Source organism: Geodermatophilus sp. SYSU D01045 (assembly GCF_054050295.1).
In genome coordinates this window covers 69,745-96,671 of record NZ_JBJGZB010000011.1, presented here as the reverse complement: position 1 = coordinate 96,671, position 26,927 = coordinate 69,745, and the positions used below count along the sequence as shown (strand labels likewise).

30 protein-coding genes and 1 pseudogene are annotated in these 26,927 nt (G+C 76.7%); 8 read left to right on the top strand and 23 right to left on the bottom strand.

The features are described from left to right. Window positions 1–4: 4 nt before the first annotated feature. From ACI798_RS11035 to groES, 3 genes are all read right to left on the bottom strand, one after another. On the bottom strand, window positions 5–514 hold the full coding sequence (locus tag ACI798_RS11035; protein ID WP_456940039.1) for a hypothetical protein: 510 nt from the start codon (window positions 512–514) through the stop codon (window positions 5–7). 157 nt (window positions 515–671) lie between these two features. Further along, window positions 672–2,315, bottom strand: a complete 1,644-nt coding sequence (gene groL / locus ACI798_RS11030; protein ID WP_457047925.1) for a chaperonin GroEL — start codon at window positions 2,313–2,315, stop codon at window positions 672–674. Between the two features lie 152 nt (window positions 2,316–2,467). Next, a complete protein-coding gene (groES, locus tag ACI798_RS11025; RefSeq protein ID WP_110005357.1) occupies window positions 2,468–2,776 on the bottom strand; it encodes a co-chaperone GroES in 309 nt (102 codons plus the stop codon). A 183-nt stretch (window positions 2,777–2,959) separates the two neighbouring features. Here groES and ACI798_RS11020 point away from each other — a divergent pair, with 183 nt between their 5' ends. The 3 genes from ACI798_RS11020 to ACI798_RS11010 are packed head-to-tail and all read left to right on the top strand — an operon-like array spanning window position 2,960 to window position 4,934. Then, the gene (locus ACI798_RS11020; RefSeq protein ID WP_457047924.1) at window positions 2,960–4,177 is read left to right on the top strand and encodes a THUMP-like domain-containing protein; all 1,218 of its coding nucleotides are present in this window, start codon (window positions 2,960–2,962) and stop codon (window positions 4,175–4,177) included. A gap of 32 nt (window positions 4,178–4,209) precedes the next feature. Then, window positions 4,210–4,452, top strand: coding sequence for an RNA polymerase subunit sigma-70 (locus tag ACI798_RS11015; RefSeq protein WP_456937858.1), 243 nt, complete (start codon window positions 4,210–4,212; stop codon window positions 4,450–4,452). After that, window positions 4,452–4,934 carry a Clp protease N-terminal domain-containing protein gene (locus tag ACI798_RS11010; protein WP_457047923.1) on the top strand — a complete coding sequence of 161 codons (483 nt, stop codon included), beginning with the start codon at window positions 4,452–4,454 and terminating at the stop codon, window positions 4,932–4,934. The genes ACI798_RS11015 and ACI798_RS11010 overlap by 1 nt, the downstream gene beginning before the upstream one ends. A gap of 28 nt (window positions 4,935–4,962) precedes the next feature. On the opposite strand, the gene tsaD is transcribed toward ACI798_RS11010, so the two are convergent. The 6 genes and pseudogenes from tsaD to ACI798_RS10980 form a co-directional block, all read right to left on the bottom strand. After that, window positions 4,963–6,000 carry a tRNA (adenosine(37)-N6)-threonylcarbamoyltransferase complex transferase subunit TsaD gene (gene tsaD, locus ACI798_RS11005; protein ID WP_456940044.1) on the bottom strand — a complete coding sequence of 346 codons (1,038 nt, stop codon included), beginning with the start codon at window positions 5,998–6,000 and terminating at the stop codon, window positions 4,963–4,965. Then, window positions 5,993–6,445: a ribosomal protein S18-alanine N-acetyltransferase gene (rimI, locus tag ACI798_RS11000; RefSeq protein WP_456940045.1), complete on the bottom strand. Its 453-nt coding sequence runs from the start codon at window positions 6,443–6,445 to the stop codon at window positions 5,993–5,995. Before rimI ends, tsaD begins: the two co-directional genes overlap by 8 nt. A 73-nt stretch (window positions 6,446–6,518) precedes the next feature. Next, window positions 6,519–7,154 carry a tRNA (adenosine(37)-N6)-threonylcarbamoyltransferase complex dimerization subunit type 1 TsaB gene (gene tsaB, locus ACI798_RS10995; RefSeq protein ID WP_456940046.1) on the bottom strand — a complete coding sequence of 212 codons (636 nt, stop codon included), beginning with the start codon at window positions 7,152–7,154 and terminating at the stop codon, window positions 6,519–6,521. An 11-nt stretch (window positions 7,155–7,165) separates the two neighbouring features. Beyond that, window positions 7,166–7,492 (bottom strand): annotated as a pseudogene (locus ACI798_RS10990) (GNAT family N-acetyltransferase); the annotation flags it as partial. Window positions 7,493–7,583: 91 nt separating this feature from the next. Next, window positions 7,584–8,033 carry a tRNA (adenosine(37)-N6)-threonylcarbamoyltransferase complex ATPase subunit type 1 TsaE gene (gene tsaE, locus ACI798_RS10985; protein WP_456940047.1) on the bottom strand — a complete coding sequence of 150 codons (450 nt, stop codon included), beginning with the start codon at window positions 8,031–8,033 and terminating at the stop codon, window positions 7,584–7,586. Then, a complete protein-coding gene (locus ACI798_RS10980) occupies window positions 8,030–8,662 on the bottom strand; it encodes a uracil-DNA glycosylase (protein ID WP_457047922.1) in 633 nt (210 codons plus the stop codon). Before ACI798_RS10980 ends, tsaE begins: the two co-directional genes overlap by 4 nt. A 102-nt stretch (window positions 8,663–8,764) precedes the next feature. On the opposite strand from ACI798_RS10980, the gene ACI798_RS10975 reads away from it, so the two are divergent. Next, complete coding sequence (locus tag ACI798_RS10975) at window positions 8,765–9,316, top strand: TIGR04222 domain-containing membrane protein (RefSeq protein ID WP_456940049.1); 552 nt, start codon at window positions 8,765–8,767, stop codon at window positions 9,314–9,316. 4 nt (window positions 9,317–9,320) lie between these two features. Here ACI798_RS10975 and ACI798_RS10970 read toward each other — a convergent pair whose 3' ends face one another. The 13 genes from ACI798_RS10970 to ACI798_RS10910 form a co-directional block, all read right to left on the bottom strand. Further along, window positions 9,321–10,541: an alpha/beta fold hydrolase gene (locus ACI798_RS10970; RefSeq protein WP_457047921.1), complete on the bottom strand. Its 1,221-nt coding sequence runs from the start codon at window positions 10,539–10,541 to the stop codon at window positions 9,321–9,323. Then, the gene (alr, locus tag ACI798_RS10965) at window positions 10,541–11,671 is read right to left on the bottom strand and encodes an alanine racemase (protein WP_457047920.1); all 1,131 of its coding nucleotides are present in this window, start codon (window positions 11,669–11,671) and stop codon (window positions 10,541–10,543) included. The genes ACI798_RS10970 and alr overlap by 1 nt, the downstream gene beginning before the upstream one ends. Beyond that, window positions 11,668–13,122 (bottom strand): NAD(P)H-hydrate dehydratase, encoded by a 1,455-nt coding sequence (locus ACI798_RS10960; RefSeq protein ID WP_457047919.1) that lies wholly within the window; start codon window positions 13,120–13,122, stop codon window positions 11,668–11,670. The genes alr and ACI798_RS10960 overlap by 4 nt, the downstream gene beginning before the upstream one ends. Then, on the bottom strand, window positions 13,119–13,511 hold the full coding sequence (locus tag ACI798_RS10955) for a holo-ACP synthase (protein WP_456940053.1): 393 nt from the start codon (window positions 13,509–13,511) through the stop codon (window positions 13,119–13,121). Before ACI798_RS10955 ends, ACI798_RS10960 begins: the two co-directional genes overlap by 4 nt. 114 nt (window positions 13,512–13,625) lie before the next feature. Next, window positions 13,626–15,500, bottom strand: coding sequence for a glutamine--fructose-6-phosphate transaminase (isomerizing) (glmS, locus tag ACI798_RS10950; protein WP_457047918.1), 1,875 nt, complete (start codon window positions 15,498–15,500; stop codon window positions 13,626–13,628). Between the two features lie 88 nt (window positions 15,501–15,588). Further along, a complete protein-coding gene (locus ACI798_RS10945; RefSeq protein WP_456940055.1) occupies window positions 15,589–16,434 on the bottom strand; it encodes a DUF427 domain-containing protein in 846 nt (281 codons plus the stop codon). Window positions 16,435–16,504: 70 nt separating this feature from the next. Next, complete coding sequence (glmM, locus tag ACI798_RS10940; RefSeq protein WP_456940056.1) at window positions 16,505–17,854, bottom strand: phosphoglucosamine mutase; 1,350 nt, start codon at window positions 17,852–17,854, stop codon at window positions 16,505–16,507. Between the two features lie 11 nt (window positions 17,855–17,865). Beyond that, a complete protein-coding gene (rpsI, locus tag ACI798_RS10935; RefSeq protein ID WP_456940057.1) occupies window positions 17,866–18,285 on the bottom strand; it encodes a 30S ribosomal protein S9 in 420 nt (139 codons plus the stop codon). Beyond that, window positions 18,282–18,725, bottom strand: a complete 444-nt coding sequence (rplM, locus tag ACI798_RS10930) for a 50S ribosomal protein L13 (protein ID WP_456940058.1) — start codon at window positions 18,723–18,725, stop codon at window positions 18,282–18,284. Before rplM ends, rpsI begins: the two co-directional genes overlap by 4 nt. 213 nt (window positions 18,726–18,938) lie before the next feature. Next, the gene (locus ACI798_RS10925; protein ID WP_457047917.1) at window positions 18,939–20,147 is read right to left on the bottom strand and encodes a DUF7373 family lipoprotein; all 1,209 of its coding nucleotides are present in this window, start codon (window positions 20,145–20,147) and stop codon (window positions 18,939–18,941) included. A gap of 89 nt (window positions 20,148–20,236) precedes the next feature. Next, on the bottom strand, window positions 20,237–21,835 hold the full coding sequence (locus ACI798_RS10920; protein WP_457047916.1) for a S8 family peptidase: 1,599 nt from the start codon (window positions 21,833–21,835) through the stop codon (window positions 20,237–20,239). Window positions 21,836–21,998: 163 nt separating this feature from the next. Next, window positions 21,999–22,484 carry a beta-class carbonic anhydrase gene (locus ACI798_RS10915; RefSeq protein ID WP_456940061.1) on the bottom strand — a complete coding sequence of 162 codons (486 nt, stop codon included), beginning with the start codon at window positions 22,482–22,484 and terminating at the stop codon, window positions 21,999–22,001. Between the two features lie 76 nt (window positions 22,485–22,560). Beyond that, window positions 22,561–23,373 (bottom strand): PfkB family carbohydrate kinase, encoded by an 813-nt coding sequence (locus ACI798_RS10910; protein WP_457047915.1) that lies wholly within the window; start codon window positions 23,371–23,373, stop codon window positions 22,561–22,563. A gap of 69 nt (window positions 23,374–23,442) precedes the next feature. Here ACI798_RS10910 and moeA point away from each other — a divergent pair, with 69 nt between their 5' ends. Genes moeA through ACI798_RS10890 form a run of 4 tightly spaced genes read left to right on the top strand, consistent with a single transcriptional unit; the run spans window position 23,443 to window position 26,088 of the window. Continuing rightward, a complete protein-coding gene (moeA, locus tag ACI798_RS10905; RefSeq protein ID WP_456940063.1) occupies window positions 23,443–24,636 on the top strand; it encodes a molybdopterin molybdotransferase MoeA in 1,194 nt (397 codons plus the stop codon). Beyond that, window positions 24,633–25,100: a cyclic pyranopterin monophosphate synthase MoaC gene (gene moaC, locus ACI798_RS10900; RefSeq protein WP_387987701.1), complete on the top strand. Its 468-nt coding sequence runs from the start codon at window positions 24,633–24,635 to the stop codon at window positions 25,098–25,100. Before moeA ends, moaC begins: the two co-directional genes overlap by 4 nt. Next, window positions 25,097–25,585: a MogA/MoaB family molybdenum cofactor biosynthesis protein gene (locus ACI798_RS10895; RefSeq protein ID WP_457047914.1), complete on the top strand. Its 489-nt coding sequence runs from the start codon at window positions 25,097–25,099 to the stop codon at window positions 25,583–25,585. The genes moaC and ACI798_RS10895 overlap by 4 nt, the downstream gene beginning before the upstream one ends. Window positions 25,586–25,605: 20 nt before the next feature. Continuing rightward, complete coding sequence (locus tag ACI798_RS10890) at window positions 25,606–26,088, top strand: DUF6578 domain-containing protein (protein WP_457047913.1); 483 nt, start codon at window positions 25,606–25,608, stop codon at window positions 26,086–26,088. Here the strand turns inward: ACI798_RS10890 and fdhD are convergent. Next, on the bottom strand, window positions 26,085–26,918 hold the full coding sequence (fdhD, locus tag ACI798_RS10885) for a formate dehydrogenase accessory sulfurtransferase FdhD (protein WP_457047912.1): 834 nt from the start codon (window positions 26,916–26,918) through the stop codon (window positions 26,085–26,087). The two genes, ACI798_RS10890 and fdhD, sit on opposite strands and share 4 nt — an antisense overlap. Between the last annotated feature and the right edge of the window lie 9 nt (window positions 26,919–26,927).

Sequence of the window (26,927 nt, the reverse complement as noted above, 5' to 3'; positions counted from 1 at the left end):
GCGCTCAGGCCGTGCGCTCGGCGGCCATCAGCTCGTCGTGCACCCAGGTGCTCCCCCGGTCGTGCGAGGTCTCGGCCGACCAGGTGAAGGAGTCGGGGCGGACGTCGGTGAACCGCCAGCGCAGCCACGGGTCCTCCTCGTCGGCGAGCAGGACCATCCCGCCGTCCCCGGTGGGCCGGCCCACGAAGCGCCGCACCCGGCCGTTGACGGGTTCCATCCAGGTCGAGCGCCACGTGCCCGGCGCGTGCGGGTCGGGGAAGCGGACCGTCGTCCCGTGGAACGCCCGCGGTGGGACGCCGGCGCCCGGCTGCCCCCGGCCGGGGACGATCCACACGTCCTGCACCGCGCGGCCGCCGAGCACGCGCCCGACGTGCAGCTCCCCGACCGCCGTCGACCAGGTGCCGTCCGGCTCGAGGCCCCGCCAGTGCAGCCGCCAGGCGCCCTCCAGCCGGCCGAAGAACCCGAGGTCGACGAGCTCCTCTGACGAGGAGTCGTGCAGGGCGTCCGGGAGCATCCGTTCCTCCTCCGCCGGTCGGTCGTCGGCGTGACCGTGCCCGGTCGGCGCGTCCGACGTCCAGGGGGCGGACGGCGGGAGGGCCGGCCCGGCAGACGCCGGACCGGCCCTCTCGTGCCGTGCGGGCCCCGGGACGTCGTCCCGGGGCCCGCATCACTCAGTGGCTGTGGCCGTGACCGTGCGAGTGGCCGTGGGTGTGGTGCCCGGCCCCCGCGTGCTCGTCCTCCTCCTCCGGCGCCTCGACGACGGCGGAGTCGGTGGTGAGCACCATCGCGGCGATCGACGCGGCGTTGCCCAGCGCGGCCTTGGTGACCTTGACCGGGTCGATGACGCCCTGGGCGGCCAGGTCGCCGTACTCGCCGGTGGCGGCGTTGAAGCCCTGGCCCACGCCGAGGTCGCGGACCCTGCTGACGACGACGCGGCCCTCGAAGCCGGCGTTGTCGGCGATGCGGGCCAGCGGGGCCTCCAGGGCGCGCTTCACGGCGCGGGCGCCGGTCAGCTCGTCACCGGAGAGGTCCAGCGCGTCGATCGCGGCGGTGGCGTGGACGAGTGCCGAGCCGCCACCGGGGACGACGCCCTCCTCGACCGCGGCCTTGGTGGCGGCGATGGCGTCCTCGATGCGGTGCTTGCGCTCCTTGAGCTCGACCTCGGTGGCCGCGCCGACCCGGATGACGCCGATGCCGCCGGCCAGCTTGGCCAGCCGCTCCTGCAGCTTCTCGCGGTCCCAGTCGGAGTCGGTGGCCTCGATCTCGCGGCGGACCTGGGCGACCCGGTCGGAGATCGCGCCGGCCGTGCCGCCGCCGTCGACGATCGTCGTCGTGTCCTTGGTGACGGTCACGCGGCGGGCGGTGCCGAGCACCTCGAGGCCGACCTGGTCGAGCTTGAGGCCGACGTCCTCGCTGACCACCTGACCGCCGGTGACGACGGCGAGGTCGGTCATGAACGCCTTGCGGCGGTCGCCGAAGTAGGGCGACTTCACCGCGACGACGCGGATCGTCCTGCGGATCGAGTTGACGACGAGGGTGGACAGCGCCTCGCCCTCGACGTCCTCGGCGACGATCAGCAGCGGGCGGGCGCCGTTGCCGAGCACCTTCTCCAGCAGCGGCAGCAGGTCGGCCAGCGCGCCGACCTTGCCCTGCACCAGCAGCACGAGGGCGTCGTCGAGGACGGCCTCCATCGCCTCCTGGTCGGTGACGAAGTAGGGCGAGAGGTAGCCCTTGTCGAACTGCACGCCCTCGGTGACGTCGAGGTCGGTGGAGAGGGTGTTGCTCTCCTCGACGGTGATGACGCCGTCCTTGCCGACCTTCTCCATCGCCTCGCCGATCAGGCGGCCGACCTCGGCGTCCTGCGCCGAGATGGTGGCGACGCCGGCGATGGCGTCCTGCTCCTCGACCGGGGTGGCGACCTCGTCGAGGGCGGCCCACACGGCGTCGACGGCGGCGCGCATGCCGCGGCCGAGCCCCATCGGGTTGGCACCGGCGGCGACGTTGCGCATGCCCTCCTTGACCAGGGCCTGCGCCAGCACGGTCGCGGTGGTGGTGCCGTCACCGGCGACGTCGTTGGTCTTGGTGGCGACGTTCTTGGCCAGCTGGGCGCCGAGGTTCTCGTACGGGTCCTCGAGCTCGACCTCGCGGGCGATGGTGACGCCGTCGTTGGTGATGGTCGGCGCGCCGAACTTCTTGTCGAGGACGACGTTGCGCCCGCGCGGGCCGAGGGTCACCTTGACGGCGTCGGCGAGCTTGTCCACGCCGCGCTCGAGCGCGCGGCGGGCGTCCTCGTTGAACTTGATGATCTTGGCCATGGGGCCCTTCCGATCAGATCGCTACGGGGTGAGACGGCGACCGCCCCGGGACCCGGTCAGTCGGGTCGCCGGGGCGGTCGCGTCGAGCTGTCGTGCGGCCCCCTGCAGGGGCCCGCGGCGAGCGGGCGAGCCGTGGGGGGCAGGGGGTCCTTCTACTTCTCCACGACGGCGAGCAGGTCGCGGGCGGAGAGCACCAGGTACTCCTCGCCGGCGTACTTGACCTCGGTGCCGCCGTACTTCGAGTAGATGACGACGTCGCCGACGTTCACGTCGAGCGGCACGCGGTTGCCGTTGTCGTCGATGCGGCCGGGGCCCACGGCGATGACCGTGCCCTCCTGCGGCTTCTCCTTGGCGGTGTCCGGGATGACCAGGCCGGAGGCGGTGGTGGTCTCGGCCTCGTTGGCCTGGACGACGACGCGGTCCTCGAGCGGCTTGATGTTGACCTTGGTAGCGGTCGTCACGAGGTGACGCCCCCTTCGGGATCGGACGGCGGGTGGTCTCTCATGCTGTGGCACGGGGGCCGGGCCTGCCGTCGCGGGGGTCAGGCGCCTGCCCGTGTCGATTGGCACTCTACCCATGAGAGTGCCAGCCCCTCAACCGGGTCGCCGGGTCGGGCGACGCCGCCCTGCGGGAGGCTGGTCGCCGTGCCCGACGACGCCGGACCGGTCGCCCTCCTGCGCACGCCGGAGGGGGCCGCGGCCACCGCGCGGGCGGTGTCGCTGCTGGCCGAGGGCGCCGACGTGCTCACCGGCGTGGCCCGGCTCCGGGCCGAGGTCGGCCCGGAGCTGGCCGGCCCCGCCTGGGAGCTGGCCCGGCTGCGCGCGCGGGCCCGCCCGGTGTTCGGCGCCGACGCCGACCGGCTGTTCCTCACCGCCGACACCCTGGAGCAGGCCGGCCGCCCCGAGCTCGCCGCCCGCCGCGCCGCCCGGCTGCTGGCCGACGGCACCGACTCCGCCGCCGACCTCGGCTGCGCCGCCGGGACCGACACGATCGCGCTGGCCCGGGCGGGCGCGCGGGTGCTCGCCGTCGACCGCGACCCGGTGGCCCGGGAGCTGACCGCCGCCAACGCCGCCGCGCTCGGGGTGGACGACGACGTGTGGGTGGTCGCCGGTGACGTCGTCGAGCTGGTGGACGCCGCGCGCGGCGGGGAGGTGGCCGGCTGCGGGGCCGCCGTCCTCGACCCCGCCCGGCGGGCCGGCGGGCGGCGGCAGCTGGACCCCGAGCGCTGGTCGCCGCCCTGGCCGACGGTGGCCGCGCTGCTCGACCGGGTGCCGCGCTCGGTGGTCAAGGTGGCGCCCGGCCTCGACCACGACCGGGTGCCCGACGGCGTCGAGGCCGAGTGGGTCTCGGTGCGCGGGTCGATCGTCGAGGCGCTGCTGTGGGGCCGTGCGGTGTCAGAGGTGTGGCGGCGGGCGACCGTCGTCCGCGACGGCGCCGTGCACGAGCTGACCGCGGACGCCGACCCCGGCCCCGCCGACGCCGGTCCGGTCCGCGGGTGGCTGCACGAGCCCGACCCCGCCGTGATCCGCTCCGGGCTGGTGTCCCTGGCGGCCGCGGACCTCGGCGCCACGCTGGTCGACCCGACGATCGCCTACCTGACCTCCGACGCCCCGGCCGGCTCCCCCTGGGTGCACTCCCACCGGGTCGACGAGGTGCTGCCGTTCCACCTCAAGAGGCTCCGTGCGCTGCTGCGGGCGCGCGGCGTCGGCCGGGTGGTGGTGAAGAAGCGCGGGTCGGCGATCGAGCCGGAGACGCTCGCCCGGCAGCTGCGCGGCCCGGGGACCGGCAGCGCGACCGTCGTCGTCACCCGGGTGGCGGGTGCCCCGACGGTCCTGGTGTGCGACGTCATCAACCGAGGTTGACGACACCTCTGCCATCAACCTAGGTTGATGGTGTGGCGGTCGAACCGGTGTCCGTGCCGGGGCCCGAGGACCCCGAGGCGGCCCTGGCCGCCGTCGTCGCCCTGCGCCGGCTGGCGAGCCGGCTGGAGGTCGAGGCGGTGGTCGAGGCGGTCGGCCGGGGCTGGACGTGGGCCCAGGTCGGCGAGGCGCTCGGCATCAGCGCGCAGGCCGCCCACAAGAGGTTCGCCCCCGAGGTCCGCGCGCGGCGCGGGCACCGACCAGGAGGAGAGAGCTGATGGGGATCGTCACCGCGGTGCGGGACCTGCGGACGGTGAAGGCGCTGCTCACCGGCGCCGAGGCGGAGGCACGCGGCAGCGGGGAGGCGGTCCCCGGGCCGGAGCACCTCCTGCTGGCGGCCACCGCGCTCCCCGACGGCACGGCCGCCGCCGCGCTCGCCCGGGTCGGGACCGACGCCGGCCGCCTGCGCGCGGCCGTCGAGGCCGCGCACGCCGCGGCGCTCGCGTCGGTCGGGGTCGGCGCCGCCGCCGGGGAGCCGGCGCTGCGCGGGCCCGCCACCGGCCCGATGCGCTCGACCCCGCAGGCGCAGCAGGTCTTCCGGGCGGCGGTCGCGGCGGCGAAGGCGGCGCGCTCCCCGCTGCGCGGCGCGCACGTCGTCGCCGCGGCGTGCGACCTCGAGCGCGGCACCGTCGTCCGTGCGCTGGCCGACCTCGGCGTCGACCGCGCCCGGCTGCGGGACGCGGCCCGCGCCGTCGGTTAGGCGGCAGGAACGGCCGTTCCTGCCGCCGTCAGCGGCTGACGACGTCGATCGGCAGCGAGCTGTCGGCGCCCAGCTCCGGCGCCGACGGCTCGACGCCGGCGGCGACCAGCCGCGAGCCGAGCGCGGCGACCATGGCGCCGTTGTCGGTGCACAGCCGCGGGCTGGGCACCCGCAGCACGATCCCGGCCGCGGCGCAGCGCTCCTCGGCCAGCGCGCGCAGCCGCGAGTTGGCCGCCACTCCCCCGCCCAGCACCAGGTGGTCGACGCCGTGCTCGCGGCAGGCCCGCACCGCCTTGGCGGTCAGCACGTCGGCGACCGCCTCCTGGAACGACGCCGCGACGTCGGCCACCGGCACCGGCTCCCCCGCCGTCCGCCGCGCCTCGACCCAGCGCGCGACGGCGGTCTTGAGCCCGGAGAAGCTGAAGTCGTAGGGCGCGTCGCGGGGGCCGGTGAGCCCGCGCGGGAAGTCGATCGCCGCCGGGTCGCCCTCGCGCGCGGCCCGGTCGATCGGCGGGCCGCCGGGGAAGGGCAGGCCCAGCACGCGGGCGACCTTGTCGAAGGCCTCGCCGGCGGCGTCGTCGATCGTGCGGCCCAGCGACTGCACCTCCTGGGCGAGGTCGGGCACCAGCAGCAGCGAGCTGTGCCCGCCGGAGACCAGCAGCGCCAGGGACGGCTCGGCCAGGCGACCGTGCTGCAGCTCGTCGACGGCGACGTGCGCGGCCAGGTGGTTGACCCCGTACAGCGGCTTGTCCAGCGCGAGCGCGTACGCCTTGGCGGCGGCCAGCCCGACCAGCAGCGCACCGGTGAGCCCGGGACCGGCGGTGACGGCGACGGCGTCGACGTCGGCCGCGGACACCCCGGCGTCGGCCAGCGCGCGGTGGACGGTCGGGACCATCGCCTCCAGGTGCGCCCGCGAGGCGATCTCGGGCACCACCCCGCCGAAGCGCTCGTGCTCGGCCATCGAGGTGGCCAGCGCGTCGGCGAGCAGGGTGTGCCCGCGGACGACGCCGACGCCGGTCTCGTCGCAGGAGGTCTCGAACCCGATGACCAGCGGCTCGTCAGCCACGGAGCCTCTCCCTCCTCATCACGACCGCGTCGGTGTTGCTCGGCTGGTAGTAGCCGCGCCGCCGGCCGATCTCGGTGAACCCGCGCCGCCGGTAGAGGCCCTGCGCCAGGTCGTTGTCCGCCCGCACCTCGAGCAGCACCACCGGGCTGCGCCGGTCGGCCTCGGTGAGCAGCGCGTCGAGCAGCCGCGCCCCGATCCCCTCGCCCTGCCGGTCCCGCGCGACGCCGATGGTCGCCACGTGCGCCTCGTCCTCGTAGGCGATGAGCCCGGCGTAGCCGACCACGGCCCCCTCGTCGTCGGCGACCAGGTAGTGGCGGGTGTCGGTGCGGGCGAGCTCGTCGCGGTACATCGCGCGGGTCCAGGTGTCGGGCGCGAAGAGCTCCTCCTCCAGCGCGAGGACCGCGTCGAGGTCGGCCAGTCGCATCGGCCGCAGCCGCACCGTCACCTCCCCTCCTCGCCGGCGCTCGTCGGTCCGGTGCCGGACCGTGCTCTGTCCCCGCGGGAGCTCGCGAGCTCGCTCACGAGGTCGTCACCGGCTTGAACGACGTCGGCGGGACGGCGTCGGGCCGGCGCAGGTAGAGCGGCACCAGCGGCCCCGCGGACGACGGGTCCTCGAGCAGGGACGCCGCCGCGCGCAGCAGCCCGGCGGTGGTCACCTCGGCGGGCTCGACCGGCGCGCCCAGCCGGTCGGCGAAGCGCGGGTCGCCGACCAGCGGCCCGGTCAGGCCGGCCTCCTCCGGCCGGACGACGCCGGGCCCGTCCACCCGCGCGCCGGCGTCGTCGTAGGCGGCCCAGTAGACCTCCTTGCGGCGGGCGTCGGTGACCACGGTGCGGCGCCCGGAGCCGACCGCGTCCAGGGAGCAGACCCCGACCGCGGGGACGCCGCGCGCGTCGGCGAGCGCCGCGGCGGTGACCACGCCCACCCGCAGGCCGGTGAACGGCCCGGGGCCGAGGCCCGCGACGACGGCGTCGACGTCGGCGAGGGCCAGCCCGGCCGCGCCCAGCGCCTCGCGGACGGCGGGGACGAGCAGCTCGGCGTGCCGGTTGCCCGAGGGCACCGCCCGCTCGGCGAGCACCTCGACGTCGCCGGCCGTGCGGCGGGCGACCCCGGCGACGAGGGTGGGGGTCGCGGTGTCGAGGGCGAGGACGAGCACGACTCGCCAGGTTAGACCGACAGCTCGTACACGAGCTCGGGGCCGTCGACCTCGTCGACCTGCTCCCCCACCTCGGCGAAGCCGAACGGCAGCGCGACCGCCCGCGACGCCGCGTTGCCCGGCGCGATGCACACCCGGGCCACCGCGACGCCCGGCGCGCGCCGGGCCCGGTCCAGCAGCACGGCCAGGGCCGCCCGCGCGTGGCCGCGGCGCCGGTGCCCCGCCAGCACGGCGTAGCCGATCTCGACCGTGCCGCGGGCGTCGGGCGGGCCGTGGAAGCCGGCGCGGCCGACGGCCAGCCGCCGGTCGGGGTCCCGGACGACGCCGGTGACCCACGCGGCGGCCGACGGGTCGGCGCGGGAGAGAGGTCGCCGTCGGCCAGGGCCGCGAGCACCGGGCCGGTCAGCGCCGGCACCTCGGCCTGTGGCGTCACCCGTCCAGCCGCTGCTCCCAGCCGGCGCCGTACGGGACGAGCACGGCGGTGCGGACGTCGTCGTCGCGGCGGTCCAGCCGGACCTCGAGGTGCTCGTCGGCCAGCCGCTCGACCAGTCCGGCGCCCCACTCGACCACGGTCACCGACTCCTCGGTGGAGGCGTCGAGGTCGAGGTCGTCGACGTCGGCCACGCTGCCGAGCCGGTAGGCGTCCACGTGCACCAGCGGCAGCCGCCCGCCGCGGTGCACGCGGGCGATGACGAACGTGGGCGAGGTGACCGGCTCGGTCACCCCGAGCGCGGCGCCGAGGCCCTGGGTGAGCGCGGTCTTGCCCGCCCCCAGCGGCCCGGTGAGGACGACGAGGTCGCCCGGCCGCACCACGGCGGCGAGCTCCGCGCCCAGCGCCCGGGTGTCCTCCGGCGTGGGCAGCTCGTGCTCGCGCCTCACGGGACCAGGCTCCGCGCCACCGAGGTGAGGTCCTCGAGCAGCCCGGCCCGCGGCGCTCCGCGCGGGCCGAAGCGGATCGCCGCCGACGGGTGGTAGGTCGCCCAGACCGCGCGGCCGCCGACGTCGTGCGGGCGGCCGCGGGCCTCGGCGAGCACGGTCCTCGGCCCGAGGAACCACTTGGCCGACGACAGCCCGAGCGCCACGACGACGGGCGGGTCGAGGAGCTCGAGCTGGCGGCGCAGCCAGCCGCTGCAGCGGGCCACCTCGGGGGTCTTCGGCGTCCGGTTGCCCGGCGGCCGGCACTTCACGATGTTGAGCACCGCGGCCTCGGCGCGGTCCAGCCCGGCCTCGGCGAGCAGCTGGTCCAGCAGCTGCCCCGACTTCCCGACGAAGGGCCGGCCGGTCTCGTCCTCGTTCGCGCCGGGCGCCTCCCCGACCAGCGCGAACCGGGCCCGGCCGCGCACCGGCGGGTCCCCGACGACGACGTGCTGCCGGGCCGTGGCCAGCTCGGGACAGGCGACGCAGGGCGTGGCGGCCGCGGCGAGCTCCGGCCAGCCGGCGGCCGCCGCGGCGGTGCGGGCGACCTCCTCGGCCGCGGCGTCGAACCGGGGCGGACGGGGGGCGGCCACGCGCCGACCCTACGGGGACCGCGGTCCAGCGGCCCGCGGGCTTCCCTGCACGGCCGCGGAGGCCCACCCTGTGCACGGGACCCCGCGTCGGGAGGAGCCGCCATGACGCCGCAGCCGGACGTGTACGACGTCGCCTGCCTCGCCGGCGGGACGCAGCGGGTGGTGGACACCGCACTGGTCGCCCTGGTGGTCACCGGCCGGGTCCGCGCCGTCGCCCCGGGCGAGCTGCAGGTGGTCCACCCCCGGCGCCGGCACCCGGTCGAGGCCGCGGTCCTCGACGCCGTCGGGGCGCGGGGCCGCCGCTCGGTCGAGACCGTGCGCTGGCGCGCCGCGGGCGACGACCGGGTGGCCGCCGTCGTCCGGCGGCTGCGCCACGAGGGGCTGCTCGGCCGGCTGCTCGGCCCGACCGCCGCGGGCCGCCGGCTGCTGCGGGAGGCGCGGGCCGGCGACGGCGACCCGGTGCGCCGGGTCGCGCTGGACGGCGTCGCGCGGCTGACCGACCCGGCGCTGCGGGCCGCGGTCGTGGACCCGCCGCGCCGGCCGGTCGTGCCCGGCGCCGGGACGCCGTGGGAGCTCACCTTCGCCGACGGCTGCGAGGTCGCCCGCCGGACCCGCGAGGAGCTGATGGCCCGGGCGTACGAGGTCCGCGGCTGAGGGGTCAGTCCCGGACGGGCGTCCCGGCGGCGACGCGGCGCAGCAGGCCGGACAGCGCGCGGGTGACCTCCTCGGGCCGCTCCAGCGGGACCAGGTGCCCGGCGTCCGGCACGACGACGTACTCGACCACCGGCCCCTCGCCGCCGAGCAGCTCCACGAGGGTGTCGCTGTGCGCCATCGGGATCATCTTGTCCTCGGCGCCGGTGAGCACCAGCGTCGGCACGGCGCGCAGGGGCTCGAGCGCACCGGTCTCGTCGAGGCCGGCCAGCGCCGGGTAGAACTCGGCGATCACGTCGACCGGGGTGCCGCCGATCATCGCGTCCACGTAGCGGCCCAGCCGCGGGTCGACGTCGGTGGAGGAGAACGACAGCGACCAGGTGGCCGCGGAGACGACGTCGGCGGCCAGCCGGCGGGTGCGCTCGGCGAACGCCGGCCGGCGGCGCATCGTCCAGGCCGCGACCGGCAGCACCGCGACGCGCACGCGGGTGAGGAACTCGGGCATGCCGAAGTCCAGCTCGGCCAGGTTGCCGCTCGACGTCGACACCAGGGCCGCGCCGACGACCTTCGTGCCGAACAGCCCCGGGTGCAGGTCGGCCAGGCCCATGACGGTCATGCCGCCCATCGAGTGCCCGACGAGGACGACCGGCCCCTCGGGCACCCGGGTCTCGATCACGGTCGCGAGGTCGCGGGCGAGCTGCTCGATCGTCGAGTTCTCGGCCGGGCCGCGGGTGGAGCCCCCGTGGCCGCGCTGGTCGTAGAACACGAGCCGCGCCGCGGGGCGGTGCCCGTTGGCCGTGGCCAGCTGCGCGCCCAGCGACCGCCGCTGGAACGTCCACGACGCCATCGACAGCGTGTAGCCGTGCACGAAGACGACCGTCAGCGGCGCGTCGAGCGGGCCGACCTCCTCCACCGCCAGCAGCGCGCCGTCGTCGGCGCGGACCAGGGCGGTGCGGTCGGCCCGGCGGGAGGCCGGGCCGAGCGGGTCGTCCTCGCGCAGCTCGGCGGCGGTGGCGCCCTCGGGCAGCGCCCCGGCGGGGCTCAGCCGCTCCGCGCGCACCCGCCGGGTGGCGATCCGGGCGACGGCGACGCCGACGGCGGTGGTCGCCGCCGCCAGGCCGACGACGGCCCCGGCGACCCCGGCGGCCGGGTGGCGCTCCAGCGCCCCGGCGACACCGGACCGCGCCGGGGCGGCCGCGCGCCGCACCGGTCCCCTGCTGCGTGCCATCAGACCGCCCCTGCAGACCCGACGTGCCGGCGGGTGAACCGCCCGCCGACCCGGGTGACCAGCTCGTAGTGGATGGTGTCGACCGCGTCGGCCCACTGCTGCGCGGTGGGCTCGCCGCGGTCGCCGGGACCCCAGAGGACCACCTCGTCGCCCGGCGCCACGGCGGCGTCGCCCACGTCGAGCACGAACTGGTCCATGCACACCCGCCCGGCGATGGTGCGCTGGGTGCCGCCGGCGAGCACCGGCGCCCGGTTGCCCGCCGCCCGCGGCACCCCGTCGGCGTACCCCACCGGCACCAGCGCGAGCGTGGTCTCGGTCACGGGCGAGTAGGTGTGGCCGTAGGAGACGCCGACGCCCGCGGGCACCCGCCGGGTGAGGGCCACCCGCGCGCGCACGGTCATCGCCGGCCGCAGGCCGTGGACCGCCGGGTCGCCGCCGAGCGGGTCCAGGCCGTAGAGGGCGATGCCGGGGCGGACCATGTCGTACCAGGTCTCCGGCAGCGCCACGGTGGCCGCGGAGTTGGCCAGGTGCCGCCGCCCGTCCAGCCCGGCGCCGCGGGCGACCTCCACGGCCTCGTCGAACACCCGCACCTGGGCGCCGATCGTCGGGTGGGTGGGCGCGTCGGCGTAGGCCATGTGGCTCCACAGGCCGACCACCTCGACGTCGCCGTCGGCCTGCGCGCGGGCGGCCGCGGCGACCAGGCCCGGCCAGTCGGCGGTCGTGGCGCCCTCGCGGGACAGGCCGGTGTCGACGGACAGGTGCAGCCGCGCGGTCCGGCCGGTGGCGCGGGCGGCGGCGACCACCTCGGCCAGCCCCCACTCCGCGTTCACCGACACCTCGACGTCGGCCTCCAGCGCCGGGGCGAAGTCGGTGCCGGGGGCGTGCAGCCAGGCGAGCAGCGGCGCGGTCACCCCCGCGGCGCGCAGCGCCAGCGCCTCCTCCAGCACGGCGACGCCGAGCGCGTCGGCACCGCCGGCCAGCACCGCCCGGGCGGCGGGCACCAGCCCGTGCCCGTATCCGTCGGCCTTGACCACCGCCATGAGCGGCCGGCCGACCCGCTCGCGCAGCACGGCGGTGTTCGCCGCGATCGCGTCGAGGTCGACGACCACCTCGGCCCGGGGTTCGCTCACACCCCCGAGTCTCGCAGGCCGCTGCCGCGCACCCGGCCCACCGTCCCGGGGAGCCGTCGCACCAGGTCGCCGGCGACCACCGGCCCGGTCTCGGCGGCGACCTGACCGGCGCGGCCGTGCAGGTGCGCGGCCGCCGCGGCGGTCTCCGCGGCCGGGGTGCCGGCGGCCAGCAGGGCGCCGAGGATCCCCGACAGCACGTCCCCCGTACCGGCGGTGGCCATCTCCGGGGTGCCGGTGCCGTTGACGTACGCCGTCCCGTCCGGGTCCGCGACGACGGTGGCACTGCCCTTGAGCAGCACGACCGCGCCCAGGTCGGCGGCGAGCCGGCGGGCGCTGCCGATCCGGTCGGCGCCGACCGCGACGCCGAAGCGCTCGAACTCGCGATCGTGGGGGGTGAGCACGGTGGGGGCGCTCCGGCGGCGGACGAGGTCCGGCTCGCGGGCGGCCATCGTCAGCGCGTCGGCGTCGACCACCACCGGCAGGTCGGTGTCCAGCACCTCGGCGAGCACGCTGCGGGCGTCGTCGTCGGTGCCCGCGCCGGGGCCGACCACCCAGGCCTGCACGCGGCCGGCGTCGCCGGGGCGGCCCGCGGTGACGATCGCCTCGGGCCAGGCGGCGCGCACGCCCTCGGCCGCGGTGCCCGCGTAGCGGACCAGTCCCGGCCGGGTGCGCAGCGCCGCCCCGGTGCACAGCACCCCGGCGCCAGGGTAGGTGGCGGAGCCGGCCACGATCCCGACGACGCCGCGGGAGTACTTGTCGTCGACGTCGCCGGGCGGCTGCAGGTGCGCGGCGACGTCGTCGTCGGTGAGCTGGTGGGCCCGCGCCGGGGCCAGGTGCGGGCCCAGGCCGATGTCGACCAGGTGCACCGTGCCGGCGTGCCCGCGCCCCTCGCCGACGACGAGGCCGGGCTTGACCGCGCCGAAGGTGACCGTGTGGACGGCGGCGAACGCGGCGCCCTCGACGGCGCCGGTGTCGGCGTCCACCCCGCTCGGCACGTCGACGGCGACCGTGATCCCGGGGCCGGTGGCCGCGCGCTCGGCCAGGCGGGCGGCGTCCGGCCGCAGCCCGCCGCGGCCGCCGATGCCGACGACGCCGTCGAGGACGAGGTCGGCGCGGTCCAGCCCGTCGGGCCCGTCCGGGCCGGTGACCCGCCCGCCGGCGCGGCGCAGCGCCGCCAGCCCGGCGGGGTGCACGCGGTCCGGGGAGAGCAGCACGGCGGTGACCCGGGCGCCGCGGGCGGCCAGCCGGGCGCCGGCGAACAGCGCGTCACCGCCGTTGTCGCCACCGCCGGCGAGGACGGTGACCCGGGCACCGTGCGCCCGGCCGAGCAGCCGCAGGCAGACGGTGGCCAGGCCGGTCGCCGCCCGCTGCATGAGCGCGCCCTCGCGGGTGCGGGCCAGCAGCACGTCCTCCGCGGCGCGGACCTCCGCGACGGTGGACAGCCCGATCACCGGGCCCTCCCCTGCGCGACGCCGCCCTCGGCGACCACCACCGCCGAGGCGATGCCGCCGTCGTGGCTCAGCGACAGGTGCCAGGAGGTGATGCCGAGCTCGGCGGCCCGCTGCGCGACGGTGCCGCGCACCTCCAGGTGCGGCCGACCGCGGTCGCCGACCATCACCTCGACGTCGTGCCAGCGCAGCGAGCCCGGCGCGCCCAGGGACTTGGCGACCGCCTCCTTGGCGGCGAACCGCGCGGCCAGCGACTCCGCGGTGCGGGGGCTGCCGGACGGCGTCGTCTGCTCCTCCGCGGTGAACAGCCGGTCCCGCAGCCCGGGGGTGCGCTCCAGCGACTCGGCGAAACGGGTCACGGGGACCACGTCGATCCCGACCCCGACGATCACCGGGCCAGTCTGCCGTGCGCCCGCGCCCGCCGCCGACCGGCCGGCCTCACCGTGCGGTGCCCGACCCCGCGCCGCGGGGTGAGGACGGGCACCACGCCGCGAGGACGGCGCGGCTCACTCGACGGTGACGCTCTTGGCCAGGTTGCGGGGCTGGTCCACGTCGAACCCGCGGGTGTCGGCGATCTCGCAGGCGAGGATCTGCAGCGGCACCGTGGTCACCACCGGGGCGAGCAGGGTCGGCGTGCGCGGCACCCGGATGAGGTGGTCGGCGTAGGGGACGACGTCCTCGTCACCCTCCTCGGCGATGACGATGGTGCGCGCCCCGCGGGCCCGGATCTCCTGGATGTTGGAGACGACCTTGCCGTGCAGCAGGCTGCGCCCGGCCGGCGACGGCGCGATGACCACCACCGGCGTGCCCTCGTCGACGACCGCGATCGGGCCGTGCTTGAGCTCGCCGGCCGCGAACCCCTCGGCGTGGATGTAGGCCAGCTCCTTGAGCTTGAGCGCGCCCTCCAGCGCCACCGGGAAGCCCACGTGGCGGCCGAGGAACAGCACCGTGTCCGCGTCGGCCAGCGACCGGCCGAGCTCCCGCACCGGCTCCATCTGGGTGAGCACCTGCTCCACCGCCTCGGGCAGCCGCTGCAGCTGCTGCACGATCGACCCGACCTCGTCGGCGTACTTGATGCCGCGCACCTGGGCGAGGAACAGCCCGACCAGGTAGCAGGCGACGATCTGCGCCAGGAACGCCTTGGTCGAGGCGACGGCGATCTCCGGGCCGGCGTGGGTGTAGAGGACGGCGTCGGACTCGCGCGGGATGGTCGAGCCGTTGACGTTGCAGATGGCCAGCACGCGGGCCTTCTGCTCCTTGGCGTGCCGCAGCGCCATGAGGGTGTCCATCGTCTCGCCGGACTGGCTGATGACGACGACCAGCGTGGAGCGGTCGAGCACCGGGTCGCGGTAGCGGAACTCGCTGGCCACCTCGACCTCGACCGGGATGCGGGTCCAGTGCTCGATGGCGTACTTGGCGATCAGCCCGGCGTGGTAGCTGGTGCCGCAGGAGACGACGAAGACCTTGTCGACGTCGCGCAGGTCCTGGTCGGACAGCCGCACCTCGTCGAGGACGAGCTCGCCGTCGTCGCCCAGGCGCCCGCGCAGGGTGTCGGCGACCGCCTGCGGCTGCTCGGCGATCTCCTTGAGCATGAACCAGTCGTGACCGCCCTTCTCGGCGGCCGCGGCGTCCCAGTCGACGGTGTAGGCGGTGGGCTCGGCGGGCGCGCCGTCGAAGCCGGTGACGGTCAGGCCGCGGGCGCGGTCGATCTCGACGACCTGGTCCTGGCCGAGCTCGCGCGCCTCGCGGGTGTGCGCGATGAACGCCGCGACGTCGGAACCGAGGAAGTACTCGCCGTCGCCGACGCCGACCACCAGCGGGCTGTTGCGGCGGGAGGCGACCAGGGTGTCAGGCTCGTCGGCGTGCGCGGCGACGAGGGTGAACGCGCCCTCCAGCCGCCGGCTGACCACGCGCATCGCCTCGGCGAACCGGCCCGGGCCCGCGGGCAGCTCCGCGTAGGCGGCGGCCAGCAGGTGCGCCACGACCTCGGTGTCGGTCTCCGAGCGCATCTCGACGCCGGCGGCCTCGCACTCGGCGCGCAGGTGCGCGAAGTTCTCGATGATCCCGTTGTGGATGACCGCGACCCGGCCGTCGGCCGACAGGTGCGGGTGGGCGTTGCGGTCGGTCGGGCCGCCGTGCGTGGCCCAGCGGGTGTGCCCGATGCCCAGCGTCGACTCCGGCAGCGGGGCGTCGGCCAGGACCTTCTCCAGGTTGGCCAGCTTGCCCGCCTTCTTGGCGGACGCCAGCTCCCCGGAGCCCCCGCCGTCCACCCGGACGGCGACGCCCGCGGAGTCGTACCCGCGGTACTCGAGCCGGCGCAGGCCCTCCACGACGACGTCCAGGGCGTTCTGGGGGCCGACGTAACCCACGATGCCGCACATGTGCACCGAGGCTACCGGGGCGGGCGGACCGATCCGTCCTCCCGCGGTGTGAGACGCGGGACCCGTCCCACCCGCCCCACCGTCCCGGTCAGGACCAGGGCGTCACCGGGCGCGGGCGGGGCACCCCGTCGACGGCGACGTCGAGGCGCTCGTCGAAGAAGCACAGCAGCCCCCGGAGCTGGGCCGCGTCGGGCAGCGGGTCCCGGTAGCTCCACACCGCGTCCGGGAGCAGCCCGTCGCCGGTCCGCACCGACCAGTACTCGGCCTGGCCCTTGTAGGCGCACCAGGTGCGCGTCGGGCTGGGCACCAGGTCCGCGACGACGTCCTCGGCCGGCAGGTACCAGCGCACCGGCAGCAGGGTCTCGAACACCAGCCGCGGCCGGGAGGAGGCCGCCAGGAGCTGCCCGCCGGCCGACACCCGCACCGACCGGGAGCCGGCCCGGACGTCGACCCGGTGGAACGGGTCGCGCGGGTGCCCGTGCAGCGGCTCGTCCTCCTCGTACCAGGCGTCGCAGCCGCCGAAGTCCAGGACGACGTACCCGGCCAGCGCCGGGTCGGCGGGGCAGAACCCCTCGACGACGCGGTCGCTGCCCGGCACCCGCAGCGCCACCGGCTCCCCCGGCGTGCTGCGCACGGAGAACGGGACCCGGGGGTCGAGGACCCGCAGCCGGGTGACGTCCGGGATGGCGAAGCCGGTGCCCGCCGGGACGTCCGGTGCCGGGACCGGCGCCGGGGCGGCGGTGAGGGTCCCGCGGAGGTCCTCGCGGGGGACGGCGTAGGCGGGCACGACCCGCCGGGGCTCCCAGACCAGCAGCGCCCGGTCGGTGAGGGCGACGACGACGCCGTCGACCTCGGCCCGCACCCGCTTGGCGGTGGGCTCGTACCGGAGCTGGTCGACGGCCCCGCCGACCAGGTCGCGCATCCGAACGGTCACGGTCGTCCTCCCGCCGGGCCGGTGGGCGCCATGCTCGTCCCGGGGCACCGCCCCGGTCCAGCCCCCGCGGTCAGTCGACGGCGGCGACGACCGCGGCCAGCCGGGAGGCGATCCCGTCGGCGAGCTCCTGGGTGGGCGCCTCGACCATCACCCGCACGAGCTGCTCGGTGCCGGAGGGCCGCAGCAGCACCCGGCCGTCGTCCCCGAGCTCGGCCTCGGCGGCGTTGACCGCGCCCGCCACCTCCTCGCTCTCGACGACGGCGATGCGGTCGCGGACCGGGACGTTGACCAGGGTCTGCGGGAGCCGGCGCACCACCGAGGCCAGCTCGGCGAGCGAGGCGCCGGTGGCGGCCATGCGGGACAGCAGCGACAGCCCGGTGAGCAGGCCGTCGCCGGTGGTCGCGTGGTCCAGGAAGACCAGGTGGCCGCTCTGCTCCCCGCCGAGGCTGAGCCCCTGCTCGCGCAGCGCCTCGAGGACGTAGCGGTCGCCGACGGCGGTGGTGTGCACCGCGATGCCGGCGTCGCGCATCGTGTGGTGGAAGCCGAGGTTGCTCATCACCGTGGCGACGACGGTGTCCCGGGCGAGCTCCCCTCGCTCCTTGAGCGCGAGCGCGCACACGGCGAGGATCGCGTCGCCGTCGACCACCCGGCCGTCGGCGGTGACGGCGAGGCAGCGGTCGGCGTCGCCGTCGTGAGCGATGCCCAGGTCCGCGCCGGTCCCGCGGACGGCGTCGGTCAGCGGGCCCAGGTGGGTGGAGCCGATGCCGTCGTTGATGTTCCAGCCGTCGGGCTCCCCGCCGATGACGGTGACCTCCGCGCCCGCGCGGCGGTAGACGTCCGGGGCGACGGTGGCGGCCGAGCCGTGCGCGCAGTCCACGACCAGGCGCAGGCCGGACACCGGCGACGGGAGCGTCGACAGCAGGTGCTTCGCGTAGTCCTCGACGGCGCCGGGCACGTCGCGGACCCGGCCGATGCCGGCGCCAGTCGGGCGGTGGTCGCCGGTCGTGCCGTGGGAGGCGGCGAGGGTGTGCTCGATCGCCGCCTCGACCGCGTCGGGCAGCTTGTGGCCGCCGCGGCTGAACAGCTTGATGCCGTTGTCGGGCATCGGGTTGTGACTGGCCGAGATCATGACGCCGAGGTCGGCGCCGGTCTCGGCGGTGAGGAAGGCGACGGCCGGGGTGGGCAGCACGCCCACGCGCAGCACCTCGGCGCCCGCGCTGGCGAGGCCCGCCACCACGGCGGCCTCGAGCATCTCCCCGCTGGCGCGGGGGTCACGGCCGACGACCGCGACGGGACGCGAGGTCCCGTCGCGGTCGGCGAGCACACCGGCGGCCGCACGGGCCACCGACAGGGCCAACTCCGGCGTGAGGTCGGCGTTGGCCCGACCCCGGACGCCGTCGGTCCCGAAGAGGCGACCCACGGCGGTGCCGGTCAGCGCTTCGAGTACTGAGGCGCCTTGCGGGCCTTCTTGAGGCCGTACTTCTTGCGCTCCTTGACCCGCGCGTCGCGGGTGAGGAAGCCGGCCTTCTTGAGGGCCGGGCGGTCCTCGGCCTCGACCTCGATGAGGGCGCGGGCGATGGCCAGGCGCAGCGCGCCGGCCTGGCCGGTGACGCCGCCGCCCTTGAGGATGCCGACGACGTCGTACTGCTCGGCCTTCTCGAGGGTCACGAACGGCTCGCGGATGAGCTGCTGGTGCACCTTGTTCGGGAAGTACTGCTCGAGGCTGCGGCCGTTGAGGCGGAACTGGCCGGTGCCGGGCACGAGCCGCACGCGGACGACGGCCTCCTTGCGCCGGCCGACGGTCTGGACGGGACGCCCCTCGGCGTCGGTCACGGTCAGGGCGGAGGTCACTGGGCCACCTGCTTGATCTCGAAGGTCTGGGGCTGCTGGGCGGCGTGCGGGTGCTCGGGGCCCGCGTACACCTTCAGCTTCTTGATCATCTGCCGGCCGAGGCTGTTGTGCGGCAGCATGCCCTTGACCGCGCGCTCGACGACGCGGTCGGGGTGGCTGCGCAGCTGCTCGCCGACGTTGATGGCGCGCAGGCCGCCCGGGTAGCCGGAGTGCCGGTAGGCGGTCTTCTGGTCGCGCTTGGAGCCGGTGAGGGCGATCTTGTTCGCGTTCACGACGACGACGAAGTCACCGACGTCGACGTGAGGGGCGAACTGGGGCTTGTGCTTGCCGCGCAGCAGGGTCGCGACCTGGCTGGCGAGTCGACCGAGCACCACGTCGGTGGCGTCGATGACGTGCCAGGCGCGGGTGACCTCGCCGGGCTTGGGTGAGTACGTGCGCACGGCGCTCGTGTCCTCCGTCGTCGTCGGGATGGCTGGTGGGATCGCCTCACCGAGGACGGGAGACGCCGACGGCGCGCGCGCACCAGCCGGCGGCCGCGCACCAGCCGACGACGATACCAGCCGGCCCGGAGGGCCGAGGTGACGTGCTGGAACGGCCCCGTCGCGGGGCCCGACGCGAGCGGAGCGAGGGGTGGGGGGCGACGGGGTCCTCCGTCAGCCGGTGATCAGGTCCCGCTGGGCGGGCAGCAGCCGGTCCATCGCCGCGACGTCGTCGGCGGCGTCCAGGCCGAGGACGTCGACGCTGGCGAGGTGGCTGCCGTAGCCGACGTAGCAGCGCTGGTAGTAGCTCTCCCCCGACTCGAACCAGAAGCAGGGCGCGTCGGGGATCGACGGCAGCTGGAACCGGGTGCCGCCGAACTCGGCGTCCTCGAGCTCGGCGAAGGCCGTGTAGACGGCGTTGGTCTGCATCGAGGTCGGGAAGGCGTACAGCGCGACGGCGTAGCTGAGGTCGGCCTCGTCGGACTGCTTGGAGTAGAAGCCGGTGAACCCGTTGGCGGTGAGCAGGTCGCGCTCGCGGGCCGGGTCGATGGCCAGCCGCAGGTAGCCCTCGAGGTCGTAGGGGCCGGAGAACTCGGTGAACTCACCCGGCGGGTCGAGGGTGAGCGACTGCAGCCCGGCCGGGTCGGTGGGCAGCGAGGGCACCTGGTCCTGCGGGGTGGGCGTGAAGCCCCGCAGCAGGCCCACCTGGTCGGTCATCAGCCGGCCGACGTCGTCGAGGCCCTGGCCGGGGCCGGTGCTGTGGTACGCGTAGGCCAGCATCCGGCCGACCGGCACGAACGCCTGGACGACGTCCTCCCCGCCGCCCTCCTGCAGCAGCACCTCGCCGTCGACGCCCGGGATCTCGGCCTGCCGGTAGCCGCTGGCCTGGTCGGCGGCGAGCTCCGCGGCCGCCCGCCGCGCGGACTCGGGGTCGGACAGCTCGGCGACCATGGTCAGGGTGCCCGCACCGTCGGCGGGGTCGCTGTTGCACTGGCCCCAGGCGGTGACGAAGCCCCAGCGGTCGAGGATCGGACCCGCCGTCCCGGTGCCGAAGTAGGCCGCGTCGAGGGCGCCGGAGTCGCTCCACGGCCCGGAGGGGAAGCAGGTGTCGGTCCGCCCCGGGAAGGTGGCCTGCACCAGCGAGGTCACCGACGCGATGCGGTGGGCCTCCAGCAGGGCGCCCACGGTCGGCTCGGGGGCCGGCGTGACGTCGACCGGCGGCCCGGACGGCGTCGCCGTGGCCGGCGGCTCGCTCATCGTCGGCGTGGCGCTCGCCGGCGGGGTCGCCGTCCCGCTCACCGTGCTCGTGCACCCCGTCAGCAGCGCCGCCGCGGCCACCGCGGCGCCCGCAGCGCCCAGCCGTCGTCCCCGTGTCCCCGTCACGGGCCGTGAGCCTAGGGACGGCATCCGTGCAGGTCACGCAGGAGGGGCCGGGTGCGGCGCGCACCCGGCCCCTCCGTCGTGCCGTCCGGTCAGCGGGCGGCGGTCACCGCGGCGAGCGCGTCGACCTCACCGGTGCCGTACCAGGAGGTGTGGCCGGAGCCGCCCTGGCACTGCTGCACCGCGCCGCTCTCCGACCCGGTGAACGCCGCGTACGGGCGGCCGGTGTGGGTGCCGCTGTTCGCGGCCGGCAGCGCCTCCGGGCACGGCTGCCCGTCCGCGGTCCGGCTGATCAGCGCCTCCACCTGCGTGGGCCGCATCGCCCCGTTCTGCGGGGTCCGCGCGTCGCCGTACCGGCTGATCACCAGGGCGGCGACGCCGGCCACGTGCGGGCCGGCCATCGAGGTGCCCTGGATGCCGCAGTAGACCGCCGTCGGGTAGGCCGGGTCCCCGGTCGCCTCCTGCCGCTTGCGGCTGCACGGGATGTCGGCCGGCCAGGTGGACAGGACCTGCCCCTGGATCGCCTGCGCCCCCGGGTCGCTGCCGCGGAAGTAGAAGTCGCCACCGGGCGCCGCCACGTCGGCGGTGCTCACGCCGTAGGACGAGTAGTAGGCCTTGAGGTGGTCGGGGTACGCGCCGGCCTGCGTCCCCTGCGCGAGGCTGCCGGTCGAGGTCACGCCGATGACGCCGGGGATCTCCACCGGGACGACGACGCAGGCGTTGGTGACCTCGCGCTCCTGCTCCGACCCCGCCGGGTGGTCGGGGCTGGTGGCGTCGGCGGTCGGGTGGGAGAGGTCCTCGCTGTTGTTGCCCTCGGAGGCCACGACCGTCGTCCCCTGGTTCATGGCGTACCGGACGGCGCGCTGCACGGCCTTCCAGATGGCCCGCTGCTCCTCCTCGTTCCGGCAGTTGAACAGCCAGGGGTCGACGAAGTAGCTGTTGTTGGTCACGTCGATGCCGCGGTCACCGGCCCACACGAACGCGCAGACGACGGCCTCGGGGAAGAAGTAGCCCTCGGCGGTCGCCGCCTTGATGCCGGCGATGCGCACGTTCGGCGCGACGCCGACGACGCCCTGGCCGTTGGCCGCCGCGGCGATGGTGCCGGCGGTGTGGGTGCCGTGGCCGTTGTCGTCGTCCGCGGCGGCCGCGCCGGGCACCGGGGCGCCGGTGACGCAGTTGGCGCTGTCGGCGTCGGAGATGTTGGCCCGCAGGTCCGGGTGGCGGAAGTCGACGCCGGTGTCGATCGTCCCGACGACCACCTCGCGGCTGCCGCCGGTGACCGCGTGGGCCTCGGGCGCCTGGATCTGGCGCATGTCCCACTGCATCCAGGAGAGGGAGTCGCCGTCCGTGGCGGGCGCGTTCGGCAGGTCGCCCGGGGGCGGGCCGGCCTCGGCGTCGACGGCCGCGCCGCCGTCCAGGCGGGTGGCGTAGGCGCCGGTCGCCGTCGCCCCCTCCACCTTCCCGTCGGCCCGCACGCGCTCGTCGAAGCCGCTGTCGCCGCGGGCGACCAGCACGCCGATGGCCGCGTAGTCGGCGACGACGGTGCCGCCGGCGGCGGTCACGATCCGGGCGGCGTCGGCGGGGCTGCGCGACCCCTTGAAGACGACGAGGTGGTTCTCCGTCGCACCGGTCGTCCCGGCCGGTGCGGCGGTGGCCGCGGTGGGGACGAGGACGCCGGTCGCGGCGATCACCGCGGCACCGACGAGGAGGCGACCCAGTCGCCTGCCGGACCTCTGCATGCTCTCTCCGTTCCGAGGGGACACGTGCCGTGAAGACGGCAGTGCGCACGGTAACCGTGATGGCGGTCACCCGCGAACGGAGGGGTTCCGGATCGCCCCCGGGCCGGTGGAGCGGTCAGCCGACGCGGCGCAGCAGCCCGGTCTCGACGTCGTAGACGGTGCCGCAGATCTCCTTGGAGAGCAGGAACGGGCTCTCCCGCAGCAGCCGGATCGACTCGCGGACGTCCTCGTCGACGTCGGTGAACGTGCGCGCGGGCCACGGCGGCCGGACGCCGGTGGCCTGCTCGACCAGGTCGGCGAACGAGGCGTCGTCGGTCTTCTGCAGGCCGCAGTCGGTGTGGTGCACCAGCACGATCTCGCGGGTGCCCAGCACGTGCTGGGAGATGGTCAGCGAGCGGATGGTGTCCTCGGTGACCACGCCGCCGGCGTTGCGGATGACGTGCGCGTCGCCCACGGCCAGGCCGAGCAGCGGGAACAGCGGCATGCGGGAGTCCATGCAGGCGACGACGGCGACCTTCCGGGCCGGGGCCACCGGCAGCCCGCCCGTGAAGTCGCGGGCCCAGTCCTCGTTGGCGGCCAGCATCCGCTCGTACTCGGCCACGCGGGCGCTCCTCTCGTGTGGTGGGGCAAAGGAAGCTCTCCGCACGTCTCGGGCGCGCGGACGTGGGGACAGCTTCCTATGCCCGTACCACGCGCTCGCGGGCGACCTGGCCGGCGAGCGCCGCCGGCGAGAGGTCCGGGCGGCCGCCGAGGCGCCGGACGGCCAGCGTGGCCACCGCCGAGGCGGTCCGGGCGGCCTCGGCCGGGCCGGCGCCGCCGAGCAGCGCGGCCACCAGCCCGGCGACGTAGGCGTCCCCGCCGCCGGCCGGGTCGACGGGGGCCGTGTCCGACAGCGGCACGCGGGCCACGCCGGCGGCCGGCCGGTCGGCGCCACCCGTGGCCCGCGACCGGCCGGCGCGCCAGGCGACCACCTCCCCGTCGGCGCCCGCGGACAGGACCACCAGCCGCGGTCCGACCGCCCGCAGCTCGAGCGCGGCCTCCCGGACGTCGTCGACGCCGTCGAGCTCCCGCCCCACCAGCAGGGCGGCCTCCACGGCGTCGGCGCGCAGCACGGCCGCGCGGGCGAGCACCGCGTCGCGGGTGGCGGCGTCGGCGGGGGCGCCGTCGGCGACGACGAGCGCGTCCGGGCGGACCAGGTCCAGCGCCGCGCGCACCGCCTCGCCCGGCTGCTGAAGCTGCAGGGACAGCGCCTGGCACCCGGCGACGAGGTCGGCGGCCGCGGCGAGCAGCGCGTCGCCGTCGTCGCCGACGACCCCGACCAGCGCGACGGGGACGCCCATCTGCGCCAGCGCCACCGCCTGGTCGGCGCCCTTGCCGCCGAGCACCTCGACCCGGCGGTCCACGTCCACCGAGCCGCCCGCGGCGGGCAGCCGCCCGACCCGCAGCACCAGGTCCCGCCCCACCTGCCCGAGCACGACGACGTCGGTCACGCCGCCCACGCTGCCCCGGGCCCCGGGCACCCGCCAGCCGGGCCGGGGCCCATCCGCCAGGATGACCGGGTGCGCACGGTCGAGGAACACCAGGCGGTGGTCGCCGCCCTGCTCGCCCCGCTCGGCGCGGAGGAGGTGCCGCTGGCCGCGGCGCACGGCCGGGTCCTGGCCCGCGACGTCGTCGCGGGGGTGCCGCTGCCCGGCTTCGACAACTCGGCGATGGACGGCTACGCCGCCCGCTCCGCCGAGCTCGGCGCGCTGCCCGCCCGGCTGCCGGTGGCCGACGACGTCCCGGCCGGCCGCACCGACGTCGTCCCCCTCGCGCCGGGCACCGTGCAGCGGATCATGACCGGCGCGCTGCTGCCGCCGGGCGCCGACGTCGTCGTCCCCGTCGAGCTCACCGACGCCGCCACCGACGTCGTGGAGGTCCGCGACGCCCCGGCCGCCGGCACCCACCTGCGCCGCGCCGGTGAGGACATCACCGCCGGCACCGTCGCGCTGGAGGCCGGCAGCCCGCTCGGCGCCGCCCAGCTCGGCCTGGCCGCCGCGGTGGGCGCCCGGACGCTGTGGGTGCGCCGCCGCCCGCGGGTGCTGGTGCTGTCCACCGGCAGCGAGCTGGTCGAGCCGGGCGAGCCGCTGCTGCCCGGGCAGGTGTACGAGTCGAACTCGCTGCTGCTGTGCGCTGCCGTCGAGGACGCCGGCGGCACCGCGCGGCGGCTGCACTTCGTGCCCGACGACGTCGGGCAGTTCCTCGCCACCGTGCGCGCCGAGCTGGCCGACGCCGACCTGCTGGTCACCAGCGGTGGCGTGAGCGCCGGCGCCTACGAGGTGGTCAAGGACGCCTTCGGCACGCTCGGCACCGTCGAGTTCGTCAAGGTGGCCATGCAGCCGGGCGGGCCGCAGGGCGCCGGCACCGTCGACGGCGTCCCCGTGGTCACCCTGCCGGGCAACCCGGTGAGCTCGTTCGTGTCCTTCGAGGTGTTCGTCCGCCCGGCCCTGCGGCAGGCGCTCGGGCACGCCGCGCCCGGCCGGCTGCGCGCGCCGGCGGTGCTCACCGCGCCGCTGCGCTCCCCCGCCGGGCGGCGCCAGTTCCTCCGCGGCCGCTACGACGCCGGCCGCGTCTCCCAGGTCGGCGGGCCCGGCTCGCACCTGGTCGCCCACCTGGCCCGGGCCAACTGCCTGGTCGTCGTGCCCGAGGACGTCACCGAGCTGCCCGCGGGCGCCGAGGTCGACGTCGTCCTGATCGAGGGAGCGCTGCAGTGAGCGAGCTGACGCACGTCGACGAGAAGGGCGCCGCCCGGATGGTCGACGTCTCCGCCAAGCCGGTGACCGCCCGCGAGGCCACCGCCGCCGGCCGGGTGCTGGTCAGCCCCGAGGTGGTCGCGCTGCTGCGCGGCGAGGGCGTGCCCAAGGGCGACGCGGTCGCCGTCGCGCGGATCGCCGGCATCGCCGGGGCCAAGCGGACGCCGGACCTGGTGCCGCTGTGCCACCCGATCGCGCTGCACGGCGTGACCGTCGACGTCGAGGTCACCGACGACGCCGTGGAGATCACCGCCACCGCGCGCACCGCCGACCGCACCGGCGTGGAGATGGAGGCACTGACCTCGGTCGCCGTCGCCGGGCTCACGGTGATCGACATGGTCAAGGCCGTGGACCCGCGGGCCTCGATCACCGACGTGCGGCTGCTCGCCAAGTCCGGCGGCAAGAGCGGCGAGTGGCGGCGGTGACCCTGCCGGAGGGCGCCCGCGCCGTCGTCGTCACCGCCTCCAACCGGGCCTCGGCCGGGGTCTACGAGGACCGCAGCGGGCAGGCCTTGGCCGAGGGGCTGCGGTCGCTGGGGTTCGCGGTCGAGGGGCCGCACGTGCGCCCCGACGACGTCGACGCGCTGGCCGCCGTCCTCCGCGAGGCGGTGGCCTCCGGCGCCGACGTCGTCCTCACCACCGGCGGCACCGGGCTCTCCCCCACCGACGTCACGCCCGAGGCGACCCGCGCGGTCGTCGAACGGGAGGCGCCCGGGCTGGCCGAGGCGGTGCGCCGGTACGGCGAGGGGAAGGTGCCGACGTCGGTGCTGTCCCGCGGGATCGCCGGCACCGCGGGGCGGACGCTGGTCGTGAACCTGCCCGGCTCCACCGGCGGCGTGCGCGACGCGCTCGCCGTCCTCGGCCCGCTCCTCCCCCACGTGGTCAGCCAGCTCCGCGGCGGCGACCACTGAGCGAGCACCCCCACGTCGACGTGTTCCTCGCCGACTGGGAGATCGAGTGCTGCCGGCCGCCGCCCGGGGAGGGCGACCGGGTGAGCTGGCGGCTGCAGTGGGTCGACGACCCCGTCGGTCCCGGTGCGCGGGACCTCCGCTGGCAGGTGCGGGCGCCGGCCGACGACGGGCTCGTCCTCCACCACGGCCTCCTCGCTGCGTGGTGGCCACAGCCGCGCGGGGACGTCCCGGCCCGCGGCGCCCTCGTGGCCGACGCGCACGGGCAGGTCCCGGATCGGGTGCCGCCGGTCACCGGCCGCGTCGTCCGCGTCCACGTCGTCGTCCAGACCTGGCGCCTGGTGCCCCCGCGGACGTACGTCCCGGTGGACGGCGGGTTCACCCTGCGGCCGGTCGACCGCAGCCCGCGGTGGTTCGACACCGACCGGGACGGGGAGATGCCCGCGGTTTCGGTGCGGGAGAGCGGCGTCCTCGTCGGACTCCGTCTCGAGTCCACTCCCCGCTAGTCGTCGGGCAGGACGATGCGCTCCTGCCGGGTGTAGACGTTGCAGCCGTCGCCGCGGAGGAAGCCGACCAGCGTGATGCCGACGTCGGCGGCCAGCTCCACCGCCAGCGACGACGGCGCCGACACCGCGGCGAGCACCGGGATGCCGGCCATCGCCGCCTTCTGCGTGAGCTCGAAGCTCGCCCGCCCGCTCACCATGAGCACGTGCCCGGCCAGCGGCATCCGGCCGGCGCGCAGCGCGTCGCCGACCACCTTGTCCACCGCGTTGTGCCGGCCGACGTCCTCGCGCAGCACCACCAGCTCACCGTCGGCGGTGAACAGGCCCGCCGCGTGCAGGCCGCCGGTCTTGGTGAACACCTCCTGCGCCGCGCGCAGCCGGTCGGGCAGCGCCAGCAGCGTGGCCAGCTCCAGCCGGGTGCCGTCGCCGGCGACGTCGTACCGCGTGCGGGTGCGGATCGCGTCGATGCTCGCCTTGCCGCAGACGCCGCACGAGCTCGACGTGAGGAAGTTGCGGTCCAGCGCGGTGTCCGGCGGGTCGACGCCGGGCGCCAGGTCGACGTCGACGACGTTGTAGGTGTTGCGGCCCTCGGCGTCCACCGAGTCGCAGTAGCGCAGCCCGGCGACGTCCTCGACGCCGCCGATGACGCCTTCGGTGGCCAGGAAGCCGTGCACCAGGTCGAAGTCCGCGCCGGGCGTGCGCATGGTGACCGCCAGCGGCGACCCGGCCAGCCGGATCTCCAGGGGCTCCTCGGCGGCCACCGTGTCGGGCCGGGTGGTGCGCACGGGGCCCCGGATGCGCAGCACGGGGGTGCGGCTGGTGACTCGTCCCACGGACGGGGA